General features: G+C 65.3%; 14 protein-coding genes. 5 read left to right on the forward strand and 9 right to left on the reverse strand.

Annotated features, from left to right (window positions below; genetic code table 11):
* The 3 genes from crtI to BOO71_RS11675 all read right to left on the reverse strand — a co-directional run bounded on the left by crtI (position 1) and on the right by BOO71_RS11675 (position 3,993).
* A complete protein-coding gene (gene crtI, locus BOO71_RS11665) occupies positions 1 to 1,719 on the reverse strand; it encodes a phytoene desaturase family protein (protein WP_075832499.1) in 1,719 nt (572 codons plus the stop codon).
* A gap of 109 nt (positions 1,720 to 1,828) precedes the next feature.
* Positions 1,829 to 2,407, reverse strand: coding sequence for a hypothetical protein (locus BOO71_RS11670; RefSeq protein ID WP_075832501.1), 579 nt, complete (start codon positions 2,405 to 2,407; stop codon positions 1,829 to 1,831).
* 92 nt (positions 2,408 to 2,499) lie between these two features.
* Positions 2,500 to 3,993, reverse strand: a complete 1,494-nt coding sequence (locus BOO71_RS11675; RefSeq protein ID WP_083653383.1) for a serine hydrolase — start codon at positions 3,991 to 3,993, stop codon at positions 2,500 to 2,502.
* A gap of 260 nt (positions 3,994 to 4,253) precedes the next feature.
* Here BOO71_RS11675 and leuS point away from each other — a divergent pair, with 260 nt between their 5' ends.
* Positions 4,254 to 6,731 carry a leucine--tRNA ligase gene (leuS, locus tag BOO71_RS11680; RefSeq protein ID WP_075832503.1) on the forward strand — a complete coding sequence of 826 codons (2,478 nt, stop codon included), beginning with the start codon at positions 4,254 to 4,256 and terminating at the stop codon, positions 6,729 to 6,731.
* Positions 6,732 to 6,813: 82 nt separating this feature from the next.
* Here the strand turns inward: leuS and BOO71_RS11685 are convergent, their stop codons facing one another.
* Together BOO71_RS11685 and BOO71_RS11690 are read right to left on the reverse strand one after the other, a co-directional pair.
* Positions 6,814 to 7,773: a hypothetical protein gene (locus tag BOO71_RS11685; RefSeq protein WP_254843134.1), complete on the reverse strand. Its 960-nt coding sequence runs from the start codon at positions 7,771 to 7,773 to the stop codon at positions 6,814 to 6,816.
* The gene (locus tag BOO71_RS11690) at positions 7,770 to 8,453 is read right to left on the reverse strand and encodes a M23 family metallopeptidase (RefSeq protein ID WP_075832505.1); all 684 of its coding nucleotides are present in this window, start codon (positions 8,451 to 8,453) and stop codon (positions 7,770 to 7,772) included. Before BOO71_RS11690 ends, BOO71_RS11685 begins: the two co-directional genes overlap by 4 nt.
* A gap of 193 nt (positions 8,454 to 8,646) precedes the next feature.
* On the opposite strand from BOO71_RS11690, the gene BOO71_RS11695 reads away from it, so the two are divergent.
* Positions 8,647 to 9,804 (forward strand): aminotransferase class V-fold PLP-dependent enzyme, encoded by a 1,158-nt coding sequence (locus BOO71_RS11695; RefSeq protein ID WP_075832507.1) that lies wholly within the window; start codon positions 8,647 to 8,649, stop codon positions 9,802 to 9,804.
* Positions 9,805 to 10,003: 199 nt separating this feature from the next.
* Here the strand turns inward: BOO71_RS11695 and BOO71_RS11700 are convergent, their stop codons facing one another.
* Together BOO71_RS11700 and BOO71_RS11705 are read right to left on the reverse strand one after the other, a co-directional pair.
* The gene (locus BOO71_RS11700) at positions 10,004 to 10,627 is read right to left on the reverse strand and encodes a CBS and ACT domain-containing protein (protein ID WP_075832509.1); all 624 of its coding nucleotides are present in this window, start codon (positions 10,625 to 10,627) and stop codon (positions 10,004 to 10,006) included.
* A gap of 251 nt (positions 10,628 to 10,878) precedes the next feature.
* A complete protein-coding gene (locus BOO71_RS11705; protein ID WP_083653369.1) occupies positions 10,879 to 11,811 on the reverse strand; it encodes a cation diffusion facilitator family transporter in 933 nt (310 codons plus the stop codon).
* A gap of 325 nt (positions 11,812 to 12,136) precedes the next feature.
* Here BOO71_RS11705 and BOO71_RS11710 point away from each other — a divergent pair, with 325 nt between their 5' ends.
* Positions 12,137 to 13,156, forward strand: a complete 1,020-nt coding sequence (locus BOO71_RS11710) for a DUF4384 domain-containing protein (protein WP_075832511.1) — start codon at positions 12,137 to 12,139, stop codon at positions 13,154 to 13,156.
* Between the two features lie 240 nt (positions 13,157 to 13,396).
* Here BOO71_RS11710 and BOO71_RS11715 read toward each other — a convergent pair whose 3' ends face one another.
* Positions 13,397 to 13,981: an NUDIX hydrolase gene (locus BOO71_RS11715; protein WP_075832861.1), complete on the reverse strand. Its 585-nt coding sequence runs from the start codon at positions 13,979 to 13,981 to the stop codon at positions 13,397 to 13,399.
* Between the two features lie 35 nt (positions 13,982 to 14,016).
* The gene (locus BOO71_RS11720) at positions 14,017 to 14,649 is read right to left on the reverse strand and encodes a MazG family protein (RefSeq protein WP_075832863.1); all 633 of its coding nucleotides are present in this window, start codon (positions 14,647 to 14,649) and stop codon (positions 14,017 to 14,019) included.
* Positions 14,650 to 14,762: 113 nt separating this feature from the next.
* Between BOO71_RS11720 and BOO71_RS11725 the strand changes: the two genes are divergently transcribed.
* Positions 14,763 to 15,251: a hypothetical protein gene (locus BOO71_RS11725; protein ID WP_075832513.1), complete on the forward strand. Its 489-nt coding sequence runs from the start codon at positions 14,763 to 14,765 to the stop codon at positions 15,249 to 15,251.
* A 179-nt stretch (positions 15,252 to 15,430) separates the two neighbouring features.
* Positions 15,431 to 15,676 carry a hypothetical protein gene (locus BOO71_RS11730; RefSeq protein WP_075832514.1) on the forward strand — a complete coding sequence of 82 codons (246 nt, stop codon included), beginning with the start codon at positions 15,431 to 15,433 and terminating at the stop codon, positions 15,674 to 15,676.
* Positions 15,677 to 15,764: the final 88 nt, after the last annotated feature.

Below are 15,764 nucleotides of genomic sequence, written 5' to 3' on the forward strand. Positions count from 1 at the left end.
TCAGTCCGTCGCGCTCGCCACTTCCCTGATCAGTTCCTCAACGACTTCTGGCACGCCGTCCCGCACATCCTTGTGGATGCCGAAATCATCGGCGATCAGGCGGGCCGTCATCTTGGCCGACATCATCACGCTGGGGGTGCCGCCGCCGGGCTGCGCGCCCGCGCCCACCATGTACATGTTGGCGATGTCCTCTGAGCGGTTGTGCGGGCGGAAATACGCGCTCTGAATCAGCACCGGTTCCGGGCCAAACGCGTTGCCCAGGTAGCTGTCCAGCGTGCCCGCGAAATACTCGGGCGTGATGTACTCGCTGTGCGTCAGACGTTCGCGCAACCCTGGGATGTAGCCGCGCTCCTCCAGGAAGGTGTAAACCCGGTCCACCAGCTTCGGCCCCTCCACCGCCCAGTCCAGACCGCTGGCGTTGTGTGGCACGGGAACGAGGGTGTACGCGGCGTGGTGTCCAGCGGGGGCCAATGTGGGATCGGTCAGCGTCGGCACATGCAGGTACTGGCTGAAGTCCTTGCTCATCACCTTCTGCCCGAAAATCTCGGTCAGCAGTTCCTCGTAACGCGGCCCCAGGATGATGTTGTGGTGGCGCAGGTCCAGCGGGCGGGCCGGATCGTCGCGGAAGCCGAAGTAGATGACCAGCAGGCTCATGCTCTGGCGGGCGGCTTTCACGCGCACGTCGCTGTTGACCAGCCGGGCGGCGGCGGGAATGCGCTTGAGGTTGGTGTTGGCCCAGTCGCCGTTGCTGACCACGATATCGGCGTGCAGTTCCTCGCCGTTTTCCAGCCGCACACCGCGCGCCGTCCGCTTGCCGACTGGACGCTTTACGGGCTGGCCGCGCCCGTCCGTGACCAGAATCTCTTCTACGCCCGCATTCAGGCGCAGCGTGCCGCCCAGTTCCTCAAACTTCTGCACGAAGGCGCGCACCAGCGCCCCGGTGCCGCCCATCGCGTAGTGGATGCCCCAGGTTTTCTCGACAAAATGGATCATGGCGTAGATGGCCGGAACGCTCAGTGGGTTGCCGCCCACCAGCAGCGTTTCAAAGGAAAAGACCTGCCGCATCTTGGGATTCTTGAAATACTTGCTGGTAAACGAGAACAGCGTGCGAACCGCGTCCAGGCGCATCAGATCGGGCACGACGCGCAGCATGGACGGCATATCGCCGAAGTGCGTGTAGCCCAGCTCCAGAAAGCCGCGTTCGAAAATGGCGCGGGCGTCGGCGTGGAAGCGCTCGTAGCCCTCTAAATCCTCCGGCGCGAGTTCGCCGATCTGGCGGCGCGTACTTTCGGGATCGCCATCGTAGTCGAAATAGGTGCCGTCGTCGAAATAAATGCGGTAAAACGGCAGGATCGGCACCAGCTTCACGTAATCGCGGGTGCGTGGGCCGCCGCTCTCGCCAGACTTGACGCGGGCGTCCTCGGTCAGCGTGTGGGGCGGGTAATCTGGCTCGCCCAGCATCCCCTTGTCGCGTTCCAAAGCGAATAATTCCTCAATGAAATGCGGCACGGTGATCACGGTTGGTCCCATGTCGAACACGTAACCGTCCTCGGTGCGCTTCTGGTAGGCGCGGCCTCCCGGCGCGTCCAGGCGCTCCAGGATGGTGGTGTCGAAGCCCAGGCTTTGCAGCCGGATGCCCAGCGATAGCCCGCCGATGCCGGAGCCGATGATGATGGCGGTCTTGCGCCTGCTGTTGGAGGAATTGGGAGTTGCAGTCATGCTGCGTCCACTACAGCACGTTCAGGGGCGCGGGTCTGTAGCAAGGGGTCAAAGGCAAGATGAAGCGGAGGCCGTTTGCTTTGGCCTCCGCTTCCTGTCTGAGTCTGGATCAGCGCACGGTGATGGTCAGGTCTGCCGGGCGGATCAGCACGCCGTCGCCGTTGAACACCGAACGGATGGTGTAGGTTCCGGCGGGCACGTTCTGGTTCTGATCGTCCTTGCCTTCCCAGCGGATTTTCTGCAACTCGCCCGTTGCGCCGGGGGCCACGTCGGTCCCCACGATTTGCAGCGTGCAGATGGCGTCTTGCGGCGTGGTGCGGACCACCTGACCTGCTGCGTTCACCACCTCGAAACGCACGTCACATGCGCCGTGTTGCAGGTTGATGGTCTTGTCACCCGTGTTGGTCAAAAGAACATTCCACATGCTGTCCTGTCCTGCCTGCACGCTCTGCGGTCCCTCTAACGTGGCGGTGTAGGGCTGTGCCAGTGGCGGGTTGACGGCGGGCAGGGTGGTTACGGTGGGCGGCGTCACGGGAGTTCCCTGGGTGGGCGCAGGCGTCGTGCTGGGGCGGGACGCGCCGCTCTGGGGCAGGGCGGGAATATCGGTCACGCTGACCTGCGCGTGGGCCTGCATATTCATCAGGGTGCCGCCCAGTAGGGCCAGGGTCAAAAGAAGGTTTCTGCTCATGCCCCCAGCCTGACGCGCCGGGCCTGACCGGGGGTGAGACCCGGTAAAGAAAGGGCCATGCGTTCATCAGGCAACCTTCAGCCCAGGTTCCATCAGCGCAGCAGCTTCAGCACACCCGCGTACATGGCGACGAACTGTTGCTCGTTCAGTGGTTCTGGGCGGTTCCAGGTGGCGCTGATACACAGCGTCTTGCCCGCCTTCGTGGTGACCTGGGTAGTCAGGTTCAGGACACCGATCTCGGAGCCGCCTTTGAAGCTCACGGTCTTGAACTCGTTACGGTCAGCTACGCCGGGATTGATCTGCGTTTCGGGCAGCGCGGCCACATCGGCCATCAGGCGGCACAGACGTTGGTTGCTGGCGAACCATTCCACGTCCTGCGCGGTGGTTTTGCCCTGCGCGAAGAGGCCCGCATTGGGCAGCGGCGCGGTGTCGGCTTTTTGAAGCACCTCGCGCCGCGCGGCCCGGTTCAGCCCCGCCGAACGGTAGGCGCGCAGCAGTTCAAGATTGGCCGGATTCTTGAGGGCGAAGAACTCGCGGGTGCTGGGCATGGCGGTCTGCCCCAGCCGCGCCTCTACCCCTTCGCGCCCTACGGCCTTCAGCAGCAGGTCCGTGGCCGTGTTGTCGCTCTGGGAAATCATGCGGGCAGCCAGATCGCGCAGGGTGTATTTGCTTCCGGCAGGCGCATCTTGCAGGGTGCCGCTGGGCAGGCTCTTGTCGGCGTCGGTCAGCGTGACCTCATCGGTCCATTTTTTCTCGCCGCGCGTAATCTGCGCCTGCAACTCGCCCAGAATCGCCAGCTTGAAGGCCGAGCCAATCGCCAGCAATGTGCGGCTGTTCAGGTCGGCCAGCGGCTGCGGCTTGCCCGCCTCCTGCACCAGCAAGGTGACGCTACCGGGCAGGGCGGCGAAGGCGGCGCGGGCCTCGTCCAGAGTCTTGTAGGTGATGACGGGTTGCAGTTGCAGGGCGGTGATCAGGTCCTGGGCGTCCACGGTGAGGGCCGTCACGTCCAGTTGGCCTTTCTCGAAGGTCAGTCGCCAGCCGTTGCCCAGTGGTTCGATGCTCTGGAAAGCACCGTTCTCGGCATGGAGACTGGCGAACTGCGCGGTCAGTTCCCCGGCGCTGACCTGGGCCAGAAACTCCGGGCTGAACAGCGCCGTATCGACGGGATCAGACTTGAACAGTTCCTCGATCAGCGCCGCTGCCTTCGCCTGTGCAGCCTGCGTGGCTGCCGGGTCAGCCGCCGCCGAGGCCGGGCCGGGCACTGCGCCGAAAGTGGTCAGCCGCCCCTGGTCGTCCAGCGCCGCCGCCGAGATAACCAGTGTGCCGCGCTCATAGACGGCCAGCGGGCGATCCTGCAAGATGTCCAGCCGGACGAACTTGCCGTACGTCCCCGTGATTCCCTTGAACTGCGCGGCAATGGTCTCAAACGACACCTGTACCAGAAAGTCCGGTGCAAACCACTCTGCCTTGATCTCCGGCGCAGACAGCAGCCGCGTAATGGCCTCGGTTTGCGTGATGGCCTGCGCCTGAGCCGAAGCTGAGGCAATCAGGGCAATGGTGGTCAGGGACAGCATGGCTTTGTTCATGCCTCCGAATATGGGATGGGCAGCAGAAAAGTTGCCCCGCATACACTTCACGCGGTCTTAACCGCCCGCCTTCCCTCCACGCGGCTTGATGCTTTAGACTGAAGTTATGATCCGCTCTGCGCTTACTCCCAGGGGACCCCGCGACTAGCCCACGCTAGAGCGCCCGTCCCCGGCTGTGTCGCGCCGGGGCTTTTTTTGGTCCTTGCCTTCCGTTAAACCCTCAGACTTTTAGACCCTTAGACCTCCGCAGGAGCCTTCCCATGACCCAGACCGACGAACACCCCATCAATATTCAGGAACCCCGCGCCGAACGCTACAACCCGCACGCCATCGAGCAGAAGTGGCAGGACCAGTGGGCCGAGGACGGGCTGTACCGTTTCGACGAGAACGGCCCCGGCGAGAAGTTCTACGCGCTGACCATGTTCCCGTATCCCAGCGGCAATCTGCACATCGGCCACTGGTACGCCAACGTCGCCCCGGACGCCCGCGCCCGCTGGATGCGGATGCGCGGCTACAACGTGCTGTTCCCGATGGGCTTCGACGCCTTCGGCCTGCCCGCCGAGAACGCGGCGATCAAGAACAACGTGGACCCGGCGGCGTGGACCTACGGCAACATCAAGTCCATGACCGCGCAGTTTCAGCGCATGGGCACCATGATCGACTGGAGCCGCCAGTTCGCCACCTCTGACCCGGAGTATTACCGCTGGAACCAGTGGTTTTTCACCGAGTTCTTCAAGCGCGGGCTGGCCTACAAGAAGGGCGGTCTGGTCAACTGGTGTCCCAAGGATCAGACGGTGCTGGCCAACGAACAGGTGGTAGGCGGTGCGTGCGAACGCTGCGGCACTCCCGTCGAGCGCCGCAACTTGAACCAGTGGTATCTGAGAATTACCGACTACGCCGACGAATTGCTGAACTTTTCTGACACCGACATGCCCGAGCGCGTGCGGGCCATGCAGACCAACTGGATCGGCAAATCGGTGGGCGCGGAGATCGTGTTCGACACCCCCGCCGGGCCGGAAACCGTGTTCACCACGCGGCCCGATACCATCATGGGCGCAACCTTCCTGGTGCTGGCCCCCGAACACGCCAAGGTGGCCGAACTGACCACCGATGAACAGCGGGCAGATGTGGAGGCGTACATCGCGGCAGCGGGTCGCAAGACCGACGTGGAGCGCCAGCAGGACGTGGGCGAGAAGACAGGCGTGTTCACTGGCTCTTTTGCCACCCATCCCATCGGCGGCCATCAGGTGCCGGTTTGGGTGGCGGATTACGTGCTGGTCACCTACGGCACGGGTTCCATCATGGCCGTCCCTGCCCACGATGAGCGCGACTTCGCCTTCGCCCGCAAATTTGGGCTGGACATCACCGAGGTCATCCGCGCCGAGGGGGCCGAGCCGATGGGCGCGGACGCGGAGGGGGCTTACAGCGGCCCCGGCATGATCGTCAACAGCGGCGAATTTGACGGTCTGCCCGGTGGCAAGGTCAGTATCGACGCTGTGATCGAGAAGCTGGAGGCGCAGGGCGTGGCGAAGGCCAAAACGACCTACCGCCTGCGCGACTGGCTGCTGGCCCGCCAGCGCTACTGGGGAACTCCCGTTCCCATCGTCTACTGCCCGGAACACGGCGCACAGCCCGTCCCCGAAGATCAACTGCCCGTCAAACTGCCCGAATTCAAGGGCTTCACGGCATCCGGCCAGAGTCCCCTGAAACTGGACCGCGAGTGGGTCCAGACCACCTGCCCCATTTGTAACGGCCCTGCCGAGCGCGACACCGACACGATGGACACCTTCGTGGACAGCAGTTGGTACATGTACCGTTTCCTGTCGCCGCACGACGATCAGCACCCGTTTGACCCGGCCAAGGCGAACCTGCTGCCCGTGGACCTGTACACCGGGGGCATCGAACACGCCATCCTGCACCTGCTGTACAGCCGCTTCTGGACGAAGGTGATGCGTGACATGGGCCTGACCACCCAGAACGAGCCGTTCGCGTGGTTGCGTAACCAGGGCATCATTCTGGGTGAGGACGGCGAGAAGATGAGCAAGTCGCGCGGCAACGTCGTGGACCCCGACGATCTGGTGCGCGAGTACGGCGTGGACACGGTGCGGACCTACCTGCTGTTCATCGCGCCTTGGGAGGTGGGCGGCCCCTGGGATCCGCAGGGCATCAACGGCCCGTCCAAGTGGCTGAGCCGGGTGTGGACGCTGTTCTTCGGCGAGCGCACGGCAGGACCGGACGAGGCGGTGACGGTGGCTGATCTGCGCTACGGCATTCACAGCACGCTGAAAAAGGTGACGGGCGACTTTGACCGTCTGAGCTTCAACACGATTGTCGCCGCGCTGATGGAACTGACCAATATTCTGGTGCGCGCCCGCCGCTCGCCCGCTTATGGCACCCCGGAATGGGACGAGGCGCTGAACATCTTCAACCTGATGCTGGCCCCGGTGGTCCCCCACATCGCCGAGGAAATCTGGCACGAGCGCGGTCTGGAAGGCAGCGTGCATGTCCAGTCTTGGCCCGCCACTGATGAGGCTGCCGCCGTGCGCGATACGGTAACAATTGGCGTGCAGGTGGGCGGTAAGGTACGCGGTCAGGTCAGTATTTCCAAGACCGCCACGCAGGATGAGGCCCTGGCCGCCGCCCGCGCCGAGCCGGATGTGGCCCGCTTTCTGGAGGGCAAGGCGGTGGTCAAGGAGATTTACGTGCCGGGGCGGATCATCAATATCGTGGTGAAGTAGCAGGACCGAAAGGAGCGCTCTGGAGCTGATGGCAGAGCGCCCTTTCAATTGATGTTTCAGCGTTAGAGCGGTTCTCCCCGCCTCACGGCAAAGTCAGCACCCACACATTCCCGTCCTTCGCGCTCAGGAAATTCAGCAGTTTGCCGTCCGGGCTGACATTCCAGTCGCCCTGCCGCACCTGATCGCCCAAATCTCCCAGCGTGTTCCAGCCATTCAGACTCACCGTGTACTGCCGCAGCACATGCGCGTCGCCATCCGTCTTCAGCGGCATCAGCAGAAAGCGTCCTGCGTCGCGCCAGCGGTAAGCGCCGTAATCGTTGATCTCGGTTGGCGTGCTGCCCGCCGTGCTTTGCAGCCACAGGCCGTTACGCGCGGCGCTGTCGAAGGAAATGGTGTACAGCACCCGCGCCCCGTCCGGGCTGAGGCTGATGCCCCGGAAGCCCAGCGCCGTCCGCAACGTCTTTTTCGCGCCGCTGCGGGTGTTCAGCGTGAACAGCTCCCGGTCCCGGTTGCCTGGCGCGCTCTTGCCCGAGAGCAGCAGCGTGGTGTCGTCCACCCAGCCGCTAACCCCGCCGCCGTAGAGGGTGGCGACGTTGCGCGGGGAACCGAAGGCGTCGGCCACGTAGACCCGCGTAGCGCGGCGGTCATAGTTGCCGCTGGTGTCGCTGCGGGTGTAGGCCAGCCCGTCCTCGGCGTCGTTCCAGGTCACGTCCGCGCCGAAGGTGGGCAGCGTGAAGCGTTTGCCGTCGGCCAGCCGCTCCAGCACCGTCGCCTCCCCGGAACCGGGCCGCACCGCCCAGCGCAGTTTGGGCGAGAAATAGGCGATGCTGGAGAATCTGCGTGTGACCTCGCCTCCCGTGGCTGCCACCTCGTAAAAGCCGGTGCTGGCGCGGGCGGGTGGCCCATCCAGAAAAAGCAGGGCTTTTGAATCTGGTGTCCAGACCGTGCCGGGGCAGCACTCGCCACTCAGCACGGTGCGAGAGGGGAGGGTGGCGGCCACGGCAGAGGTGCCTAGCAACAGTGCTATGAAGGCGAGCTTCACCGTGCGCCTCCCGGAGCAATCGGCCAGGGCCGGGCAAACTCGTTGAGCAGGCGGCCCCCGCGCAGGGCGGCGGGTTGCGAGTCCGGCGACTGCCACTTGCGCGGGGCGCTGAGGTCATACTCGTAGCCGCGCCCGAAGCTGCCTGCCAGCGCCAGCGTGTCCCAGTCGGCGGCAATGTACGGCAGCGGGTTGAAGAAACGCTGATGCGCCCGGTCCCGCAGTTCCAGATGCAGGTGCGGCGCGCTGATGCATGTTCCCTGCGAGTCGCCGCTCTGCCCGATCACCTGCCCGCGTGTGACCTTCTGCCCAATTCGCAACGGAGCCCGCTTCAGCAGGTGTCCGTACAGGCTGCTCAGGTTGCCCGCGTGGTCGATCACAACGTTGTGCGGCAGGCTGCCGTGTGGGCCGTCCACTTCGGCCACCGTGCCGTCGCCGATGGCGCGCACCGGGGTGCCACACGGCGCGCTGAAATCCAGCCCGGCGTGGATGCCCTGCAAGTTGCCGTAGGTGCTGCGCCGCTGCCGGTACGCGCCGGTGGTATTGCCATAGCCCTGACCCAGCAGCCAGGAATCGGGGCCGGGCGCACCTGCGAAGGGCAGTCCGAACTGCCGGGAAGGCTGGGCGATGGCGCTCAGTGGCAGGGCCGGGGCGTAGTGGGCGGCGGCCAGGGAAGGGAACATCAGGCCGCAGAGGGCAGCTACGGTTCGTCTTGCCGGGTGGCCGCGCCAGGGGGCCGGGGTGGGGGAGGGCATACGCGATCTTGCCTTAATTCGTCATCTGGAGGCGTGCCAGCGGCTACGGTTGCAAGGCGGAGGGTGCGGGCGGTTCAGACCTCTGCTCCGCGTGTCGCCGTGCCGGGTCTACTCTGGACCCATGACCCAGACGGCCCCCGCTGCCCATATTCCGCTGAACCGCGAACGCCTGATCGCCCCCGGCCCGGTGGAGGTGGACCCGCGCGTGCTGCTGGAACTGGCCCAGCCGCAGATGCACCACCGCAGCCGCGACGCTGCTGCCAAATTGATGGAGGCGCGGGGGAAACTGAGCCGTCTGCTGGGCGATCCCTACGAGGCAGTGATCACCACCAGCAGCGGCACCGGGGCCTTCGAGGGCGCGCTGGTCAGCACCACGCCCGCCGGGGCCAAAGTGGTCAACGCGCAGGCCGGAAAATTCAGCGAGCGCTGGGGCGACATGGCGAAACGCTTCGGCTACGACGTGGGGATCGTCGCCCGGCCCTGGGGCGAACTGCTGGACGCCGATGAAATCGCGGAGGCCAGCCGCGACGCCACAACGTTGCTGATCACCCACAGCGAGACCAGCACCGGGGCGCTGCACGATCTGGAAGCGATTTCGCGGGCGGTCAAGGCCCAGAATCCCGATCTGATCATCATTGCCGATTGTGTGACCTCCTACGGCGTGGCGGAGTTGCGGCCTGCCGCATGGGGCGTGGACGTGATCGTCTCGGGCAGCCAGAAGGGCACAGCCACCCCGCCCGGCCTGGGCTTCGTGCTGTTCAGCCCGGAAGTGCAGGCTCGCATGGTGCAGAACACCGCCCACGGCTACTACCTGGACCTGACCCGCGAATTGAAGGGCCAGAAGGCGGGCAACACGCCGCAAACCCCCGCCATCAACCTGATCTACGCCCTGTCCACGGCGCTGGACCGCCCGCTGGGCGTGCCGCTGGAAGTGCTGTGGGCCGAGCAAAAGCGCAAGGCCGACGCCCTGATCGCCGCCGGAACCGCGCTGGGTTGCCCGTCCTGGACCACCCGCCCCAGCCCTGCTGTCGCCGTACTAAAAGCCCCCGAAGGCTTGACGGGCCGCCAGATCGCCGCCGCCCTGACTGGATTGGGCCAGCGTGCCCTGGCTGGTCAGGCTCCCCATGAGGACACCGTGTTCCGCGTCAGCACGATGGGCTACGCGGACCGCTACGACGCTTTAGGTGTCGCCGGAATGCTGGAAGACGCCTTCGCCGCTCTGGGCCATGAGTTCGAGCGGGGCGTGGCCGTGTCGGCGGCGTGGGCGGCGATGAAGTAGAGCAGGTTTCCGAATGACGTCACCGGAAAAAGAGACTTCCGGCGACTCCATTCTCCATCCTGCGCGGCAAAAGTCTCTCGTTCCACTCGGTCATAAAAATGGTCTTTTTATGACATCTGCTGTAGGCGAGAGGGAGAAACGTCAAACCGCCAGAGCGACGAAACTCGCTGCTGGCGGCTTGACTTCAGACTGACTTTGCTCAGTCCAGAACAGTAATCCCCGAATCGCGCACGCGCGGCTTGACATCCTCCGTGCCCTCACCACTGACGCGGATCACGAAGCGGCGGCGGTTCTCCCGGCCATCGTAGGTGGCGACGCTAATGATGTTGCTGGGTGCAATCGCCCGCGTGGCCTTTTCCAGATTGCCAGGGGTGTCGGGCATCTCCAGCGTGATGCGCTGGCCGCCCTCGCGCATGCCCAGGATCTCGGTGAAGGCGCGCAGCACGTCCATCGTGGTGATGATGCCGCTGAGCTTGCCGCTGTCATCCAGCACGGGCAGGCCGCCCACATGGTGTTCCTGCATCCGCAGTGCGGCGTCTTCCATGTACTCGCCCTCGGCTGCCGTGATCACCGGGCGGGCCATCATCTCGGCCACCGTCAGCTTGCTCAGCAGGTAATTCAGCTCCCACACGCTCAGGGTGGTGGCCTTGCTGGGCATGGCGTCCTTGAGGTCCTTGCGGGTGGTGATCCCGATCAGCTTGCCCTTGTCCATCACCGGCAGACGGCGGAAATTGCCGTCCTTAAGGGTCTTCAGCGCTTCCATGACGGGCGTGCTGGGGGTCACGGTCACGGGGTCACGGGTCATCCAGTCGCGTACAAGCATATTAAAAGTCTACTGGATTACGCTTGGACAAACATGCCGTTAATTCCCGGTTCCGGCCTGCTGGCTGTGGCGGCTGGGTTCAGAGGTGGGACGTAGAGGGGAGGACCACCCGCGCTACACGGGTTCCGGGCGTGGAGTGCAGGAAGCGGCGCTGTCCCGATTTCTGCACGGAACAGACGGAATCCGTTTTTCTCCCACTCACTCCGTTCGGATTTCCAGGTGTTTCCAACACCTTTCAATCGGAGTCCTTATTACAGCACCAGCACGCCGTGGTGCTTGGCCTTGTCCTGCGGCTCCACATGGATGGTGATGCTGCTGTCGGGCATCTCGGCGCGGATGGCGTCTTCCAGGCGGTCACAGATGGTGTGGGCCTGCTGCACGGACATCTCGCCGGGGACCACCATGTGGAATTCGATAAAGGCCAGCCGTCCGGCGTGGCGGGTCCGCAGATCGTGCATTTCCAGCGCGCCGTCGCCCTGCTCGCTCATGATCCGGCGGATGCGCTTCTCGGTCTGTGGGTCCACGGCGGCGTCCATCAGGCCGCCCACGCTTTCGCGCACCAGACCAAAACCGCTCCAGAGAATGTTGACCGCCACCAGCAGCGCCAGCGCCGGGTCCAGCCAGGTCAGCCCGGTCAGCTTGGCGGCCAGCACGCCCAGCAGCACGCCCACGCTGGTCAGCACGTCGGTCCTGAGATGCCGTCCATCGGCCAGCAGCGCCGGGGAGCGCAACTCGGCCCCCACCCGCAGCAGCAGCCCGGCCCACAGCATGTTAATCACGCCCGCCCCCGCGTTGACCAGCAGGCCCGCGTAGGGGGCGTCCAGCTCGCGTGGGTTCATCAGCCCGCCAATCGCCTCGCGCCCGATGCTCAGGGCCGCCAGCACGATCAGCACGCCCTCGGCCACCGCGCTGAAATACTCGGCCTTGGTGTGGCCGTAGGGATGGTTCTGATCGGCGGGCAGGGCCGCCACGCGCAGCGCCACGAAGGCCGCCAGCGCCGCCGCCACGTTCACCACGCTTTCCAGTGCGTCCGAGTACAGCGCCACGCTGCCGGTCATCAGGTAGGCCACAAACTTCAGGCCCAGCACCACCAGCGCCACCCCCACCGTCCACAGCGCCAGTTGTGCCGCCCGCCCGGCTCCCTGTGGCCGGGGGGTGTTCTGGGCAGAAGACGGCGCGCTCATGGCATGAGGCTAGCAGGGTTAGGCGTGACAAAAGACGTGGTGGGGGGTGTGGAACTGGCCCGGAGACAGTGTGGAAGCGAGTGGATAGGGGTGCCTGATCTGTCTGCGGCAGCGGCGCGAAACTCTCAGAGCGCCGATCTTAATGAAACTTCGGTCAGATGGGGGTGAAGGGCAACAGCGCCCGCGTCGGAACCGCCCACTGACACGCGCGTCAGCCGTCCGTCATGCTGCTGACGGTAAGCTGAAGCACTATTAACGTTGCCCCCTGGCGCACTCATGGCCCGTCATGTTGCCCGGCTTAACCTGCATCTCGGAGGTACCACCCGTGAAGAAACTCTTGATGATCCCCGCAGCCCTGCTGCTGTCTACCGCCGCCGCCGCCCCCAAGATCAGTGCCCAGAGCATCATCGTGAACCCCACCACCCCCGACCTGAGCGTCAGCGTGCGCGTCGATAAGGACTCCAGTGGCGCACAGAACCCGGCCTACAAGGTCGGCGACAAGGCCGTGATCAGCGCCACCGTCAACCGTGACGCCTACGTCTACCTGTTCAACGTCAACCCCGACGGCAGCGTGGACCAGATCCTGCCCAACCGCCTGAGCGAGGCCAACTTCGTCAAGGCCAACACCACCCGCAGCTTCCCCGCCCCCGGCGACAAGTTCACCTTCGACATTGCTGGCCCCATCGGCCAGAACAAGGTGCTGGCGCTGGCCAGCTTGACCGAACTGAACCTGGGCCAGATCAGCTCCTTCAAGACCACCCAGGACCAGTTCGCCACCGTGAATGCCAAGAGCCAGGCCGGTCTGGCCCAGGCCCTGAGCATCGTGGTCACGCCCATTCCCCAGAACTCCTGGGTCTCCGATACGGCCTTCTACACGGTTGCTGGCGTCACGCCGATCAGCACCGGCAGCCTGTTCGTGGGGGCCAACGTGGACAACGCCACCGTGACCCTGAACGGCCAGCGGCTGGGCGGCGCGAACGTCACCTACAACGATCTGCGCCCCGGCAGCTACCCCGTGCGGATTCAGGCCCCCGGCTACCGCGACATTTCCACCACCGTCGCCATCCGTGCCGGAGCCACCACCAACGTGAACGCCGAGTTCGCCGCCGTGGTTGTGACCCCGCCTACCCCCACCAAGCTGACCATCACCATCCGCAGCAGCGTGAACAACGCCCGCGTGTTCGTGGACGGTCAGGAAGCCGGGACCATCAGCAGCGGCGCTCTGAACGTGCAGGTGGACCGGGGCAGCCACGAGATCGTGCTGATCGCCCCCGGCTACCGCACCTTCCTGAGCACCTACAACGTGACCACCAACGGTCAGATCACCATCAACCCCACCCGCTAAATTCAGCCCTGTGGTTGTGATGCCCCGCCTCGTTGGCGGGGTTTTTTCTGTGCCAGGGAGGCGGGGGCAGGCTGCCGGATATGCAGGCCGTTTCAATGCCGCCTGTTCAGCGCTGCCTAGAGCAGTTCTCCGAATTACGTCACCGGAAAAAAGACTTCCGGTGACTCCATTCTCCGTCCTGCTCGGCAAAAGTCACTCGCTCTGCTCGGTCATAAAGGTGGTCTCTTTATGACAACTGCTCTACAGCGGCCCGTCCGTCAGCAGATCGTGCAGCACCCGCGCGGTCATGCCCCAGATGTCGTGGCCCTGCCAGGGGTAGCGGTACAGGACCACCGGCTGCCCGTCCGGCATCTGGCGGTTTTCGCGGGTGGGGGTCAGGGCGCGCAGCTCCGAGAGGGTGGGCAGCAGAAGCTGGGCCACCTCCCCTGACAGTCTCAGCGCGGGCTGGGCCGGAACGCGCGCCAGCACCGGGGTGACATGAAAGCCTGCCGGGGTATACACGTCGTCCATCTCGCCCAGTACGGTGACGGTGGCGGGGTCCAGGCCCACCTCCTCCCACGCCTCGCGCACGGCCCCGGCGATCACGCTTTCTCCGGCCTCCAGACTGCCGCCCGGAAAGGCGATCTGGCCCCGGTGGGTGGGGAGTTCCGAGGACCGCACGGTCAGCAGCACGCGTGGGTCTGCCTCACGCGTCAGGGCCACCAGCACGGCGGCGGGGCGGTAGTCGGGCAGATGCAGCGTCTGACGGCGGCGCGCGGCCAGCCAGCCTTCCCAGGGGTCCAAATTGCCTCTGGTGTCGCCTCTGGTTTGAACATCTTCGAGCAGCGAAACGTCCAGTGGGTCCGTGCTGGGCTGATCGCTCACGAAGCGGCGCTCTCGTCCGGCAGCCCTTGCAGGGTGCGTGTCGTGTGGTCCCGCAGCGCCAGTTCGGCGTCCACACCCTGCGCGCGTGCCCAGGCCACCACGGCGGCCAGCACGTCCGCGACGCCCTGCGGTGAATCGGGGGCGGCCTCCAGAATCCCGGCCACATCTTCCCGCCCTCCCGAAACGCCCGCCAGTTTCTGCGTCGCTGCCTCGCGGGCCAGTGCGCCCAGTGCCGACGGAACCTGGTCCAGTGCGCGGCGGGGTTTGCCGCCCTGTTCCGCCGCCTTGATGGCCTGCCAGTTGCTGACCACCTCGGCGCTGCCGCTGACCACCGCGCTCCCAAAGACATGCGGATGCCGCCGCACCAGCTTCTGCACGATGGCCCCCTCCACGTCCGCATAAGAAAAAGTGCCCTCTTCCTCGGCGATCACGCTATGGAAGGCCACCTGAAGCAGCACGTCACCCAGTTCCCCGGCCAGTTCCGCCGGGCTTCCGCTGTCGATGGCGTCCACGGCTTCCGCCGCCTCTTCCAGCAGATACGGGCGCAGCGAGGCGTGGGTCTGCTCGGCGTCCCAGGGACAGCCGTCCGGGGCGCGCAGGCGGCGCATGGTGGTCAGAAGGTCCTGCATGCGGGCCACTGTAGCGCCTGGGTTCGGGGGTCTTTGTGGGAGGCGTCTGCCCGGCAGCATCTGCCTCATCCCCGCTTCACGGCCCATCAGACAGGGTGTGCTGGACTGTGCAGATGAAGCCCCAGACCCGCCTCGTGCCCGCCGTAGTCCTGACCGCTCTGCTGCTGCCTGCCCAGATGTCTGCCCAGGCCCAGACGCCCGCCACCGCCCTGCCCGCCGCCTGGACTGGTGCCCGGCTGGCCACGGCCACCTACGTGATCCTGGACCCGCAGATGGTGGGTCCCAATCTGCTGGGCGGCAGCGATCAGGCCAGCGTGCTGGACGCCATGCGGCGGGACTCGGGAAACGCGCTCAAGCGGCGGTATCCAGGGGCCACCATCAGCACTGACGCCACCAATGCCGGGGCCATCCGCGTGACCCCGGTGCTGAATACCCCCTCTGCGCTGTTGCCGTGGCTCAAGCTGACCGCCCGCCTGGACCTGACCCTGCCCGAAGGCGACAGGGTCAGCGTGGGTCAGGAATTTACCCTCTGGGACGTCTATCAGCACCGGGCAGAGGCCGCCAACTTCGTGTATGACCAGTTGGCCCAGCGCCTTCCCTGAGTGGGCCGTACTTCGCGGACTACTATCCCGTTTAGTTTCCCTGCGCCATTCCTGATTATTGGTCTCCTGCCAGCCGATGAAGCGTGCGGGTGTTGCTGACCCACAGCCCAGTCTTGCCTTATGCTGAAGTCCAGATTAAGGGAGGCCACATGAATAGGAATGCATATTTGAGGCGCTGTATGACCATCAGCCTGCGCCACCGGGCGGCCTGGGTGGTGCTGGGCGGGGCAGTTGGGCTGGTTCTTGCCGCCCTGCTGGGCCTGAGCGTGGCCGAGCTGATTGTCCTGACCGTGCTGGGGGCCGTTGCCGTCGCGCTGGCCGTTGCCGTGAATTCCTACCTGCGGCATTCGGCAGACCCGGAAGCCCAACCGGAGGACGGCTATCCGGTTGCGGCGAACTCCCGGAACGGCAATCCCCCGCGCTGAGGTCCGCGCCCGTCTCCGGTTCATGGCTGCGCTCAGGTACTGCGCCCGTTCATTCAATGGCCTGCACCCGGAGCGTGTTAGCGTCGGG

The organism is Deinococcus marmoris (assembly GCF_001949125.1).
In the GTDB taxonomy this organism is placed as follows: Bacteria; Deinococcota; Deinococci; order Deinococcales; family Deinococcaceae; genus Deinococcus; species Deinococcus marmoris_A.

What these genes read in the sequence shown, in the direction of transcription:
- BOO71_RS11690 (WP_075832505.1), bottom strand. Translation starts at nt 8,453, where the DNA reads ATGTTCCCTTCCCTGGCCGCCGCCCACTACGCCCCGGCCCTGCCACTG.
- BOO71_RS11670 (WP_075832501.1), bottom strand. Translation starts at nt 2,407, where the DNA reads ATGAGCAGAAACCTTCTTTTGACCCTGGCCCTACTGGGCGGCACCCTG.
- BOO71_RS11675 (WP_083653383.1), bottom strand. Translation starts at nt 3,993, where the DNA reads ATGAACAAAGCCATGCTGTCCCTGACCACCATTGCCCTGATTGCCTCA.
- crtI (WP_075832499.1), bottom strand. Translation starts at nt 1,719, where the DNA reads ATGACTGCAACTCCCAATTCCTCCAACAGCAGGCGCAAGACCGCCATC.
- BOO71_RS11700 (WP_075832509.1), bottom strand. Translation starts at nt 10,627, where the DNA reads ATGCTTGTACGCGACTGGATGACCCGTGACCCCGTGACCGTGACCCCC.
- BOO71_RS11720 (WP_075832863.1), bottom strand. Translation starts at nt 14,649, where the DNA reads ATGCAGGACCTTCTGACCACCATGCGCCGCCTGCGCGCCCCGGACGGC.
- BOO71_RS11730 (WP_075832514.1), top strand. Translation starts at nt 15,431, where the DNA reads ATGACCATCAGCCTGCGCCACCGGGCGGCCTGGGTGGTGCTGGGCGGG.
- BOO71_RS11695 (WP_075832507.1), top strand. Translation starts at nt 8,647, where the DNA reads ATGACCCAGACGGCCCCCGCTGCCCATATTCCGCTGAACCGCGAACGC.
- leuS (WP_075832503.1), top strand. Translation starts at nt 4,254, where the DNA reads ATGACCCAGACCGACGAACACCCCATCAATATTCAGGAACCCCGCGCC.
- BOO71_RS11725 (WP_075832513.1), top strand. Translation starts at nt 14,763, where the DNA reads ATGAAGCCCCAGACCCGCCTCGTGCCCGCCGTAGTCCTGACCGCTCTG.
- BOO71_RS11705 (WP_083653369.1), bottom strand. Translation starts at nt 11,811, where the DNA reads ATGAGCGCGCCGTCTTCTGCCCAGAACACCCCCCGGCCACAGGGAGCC.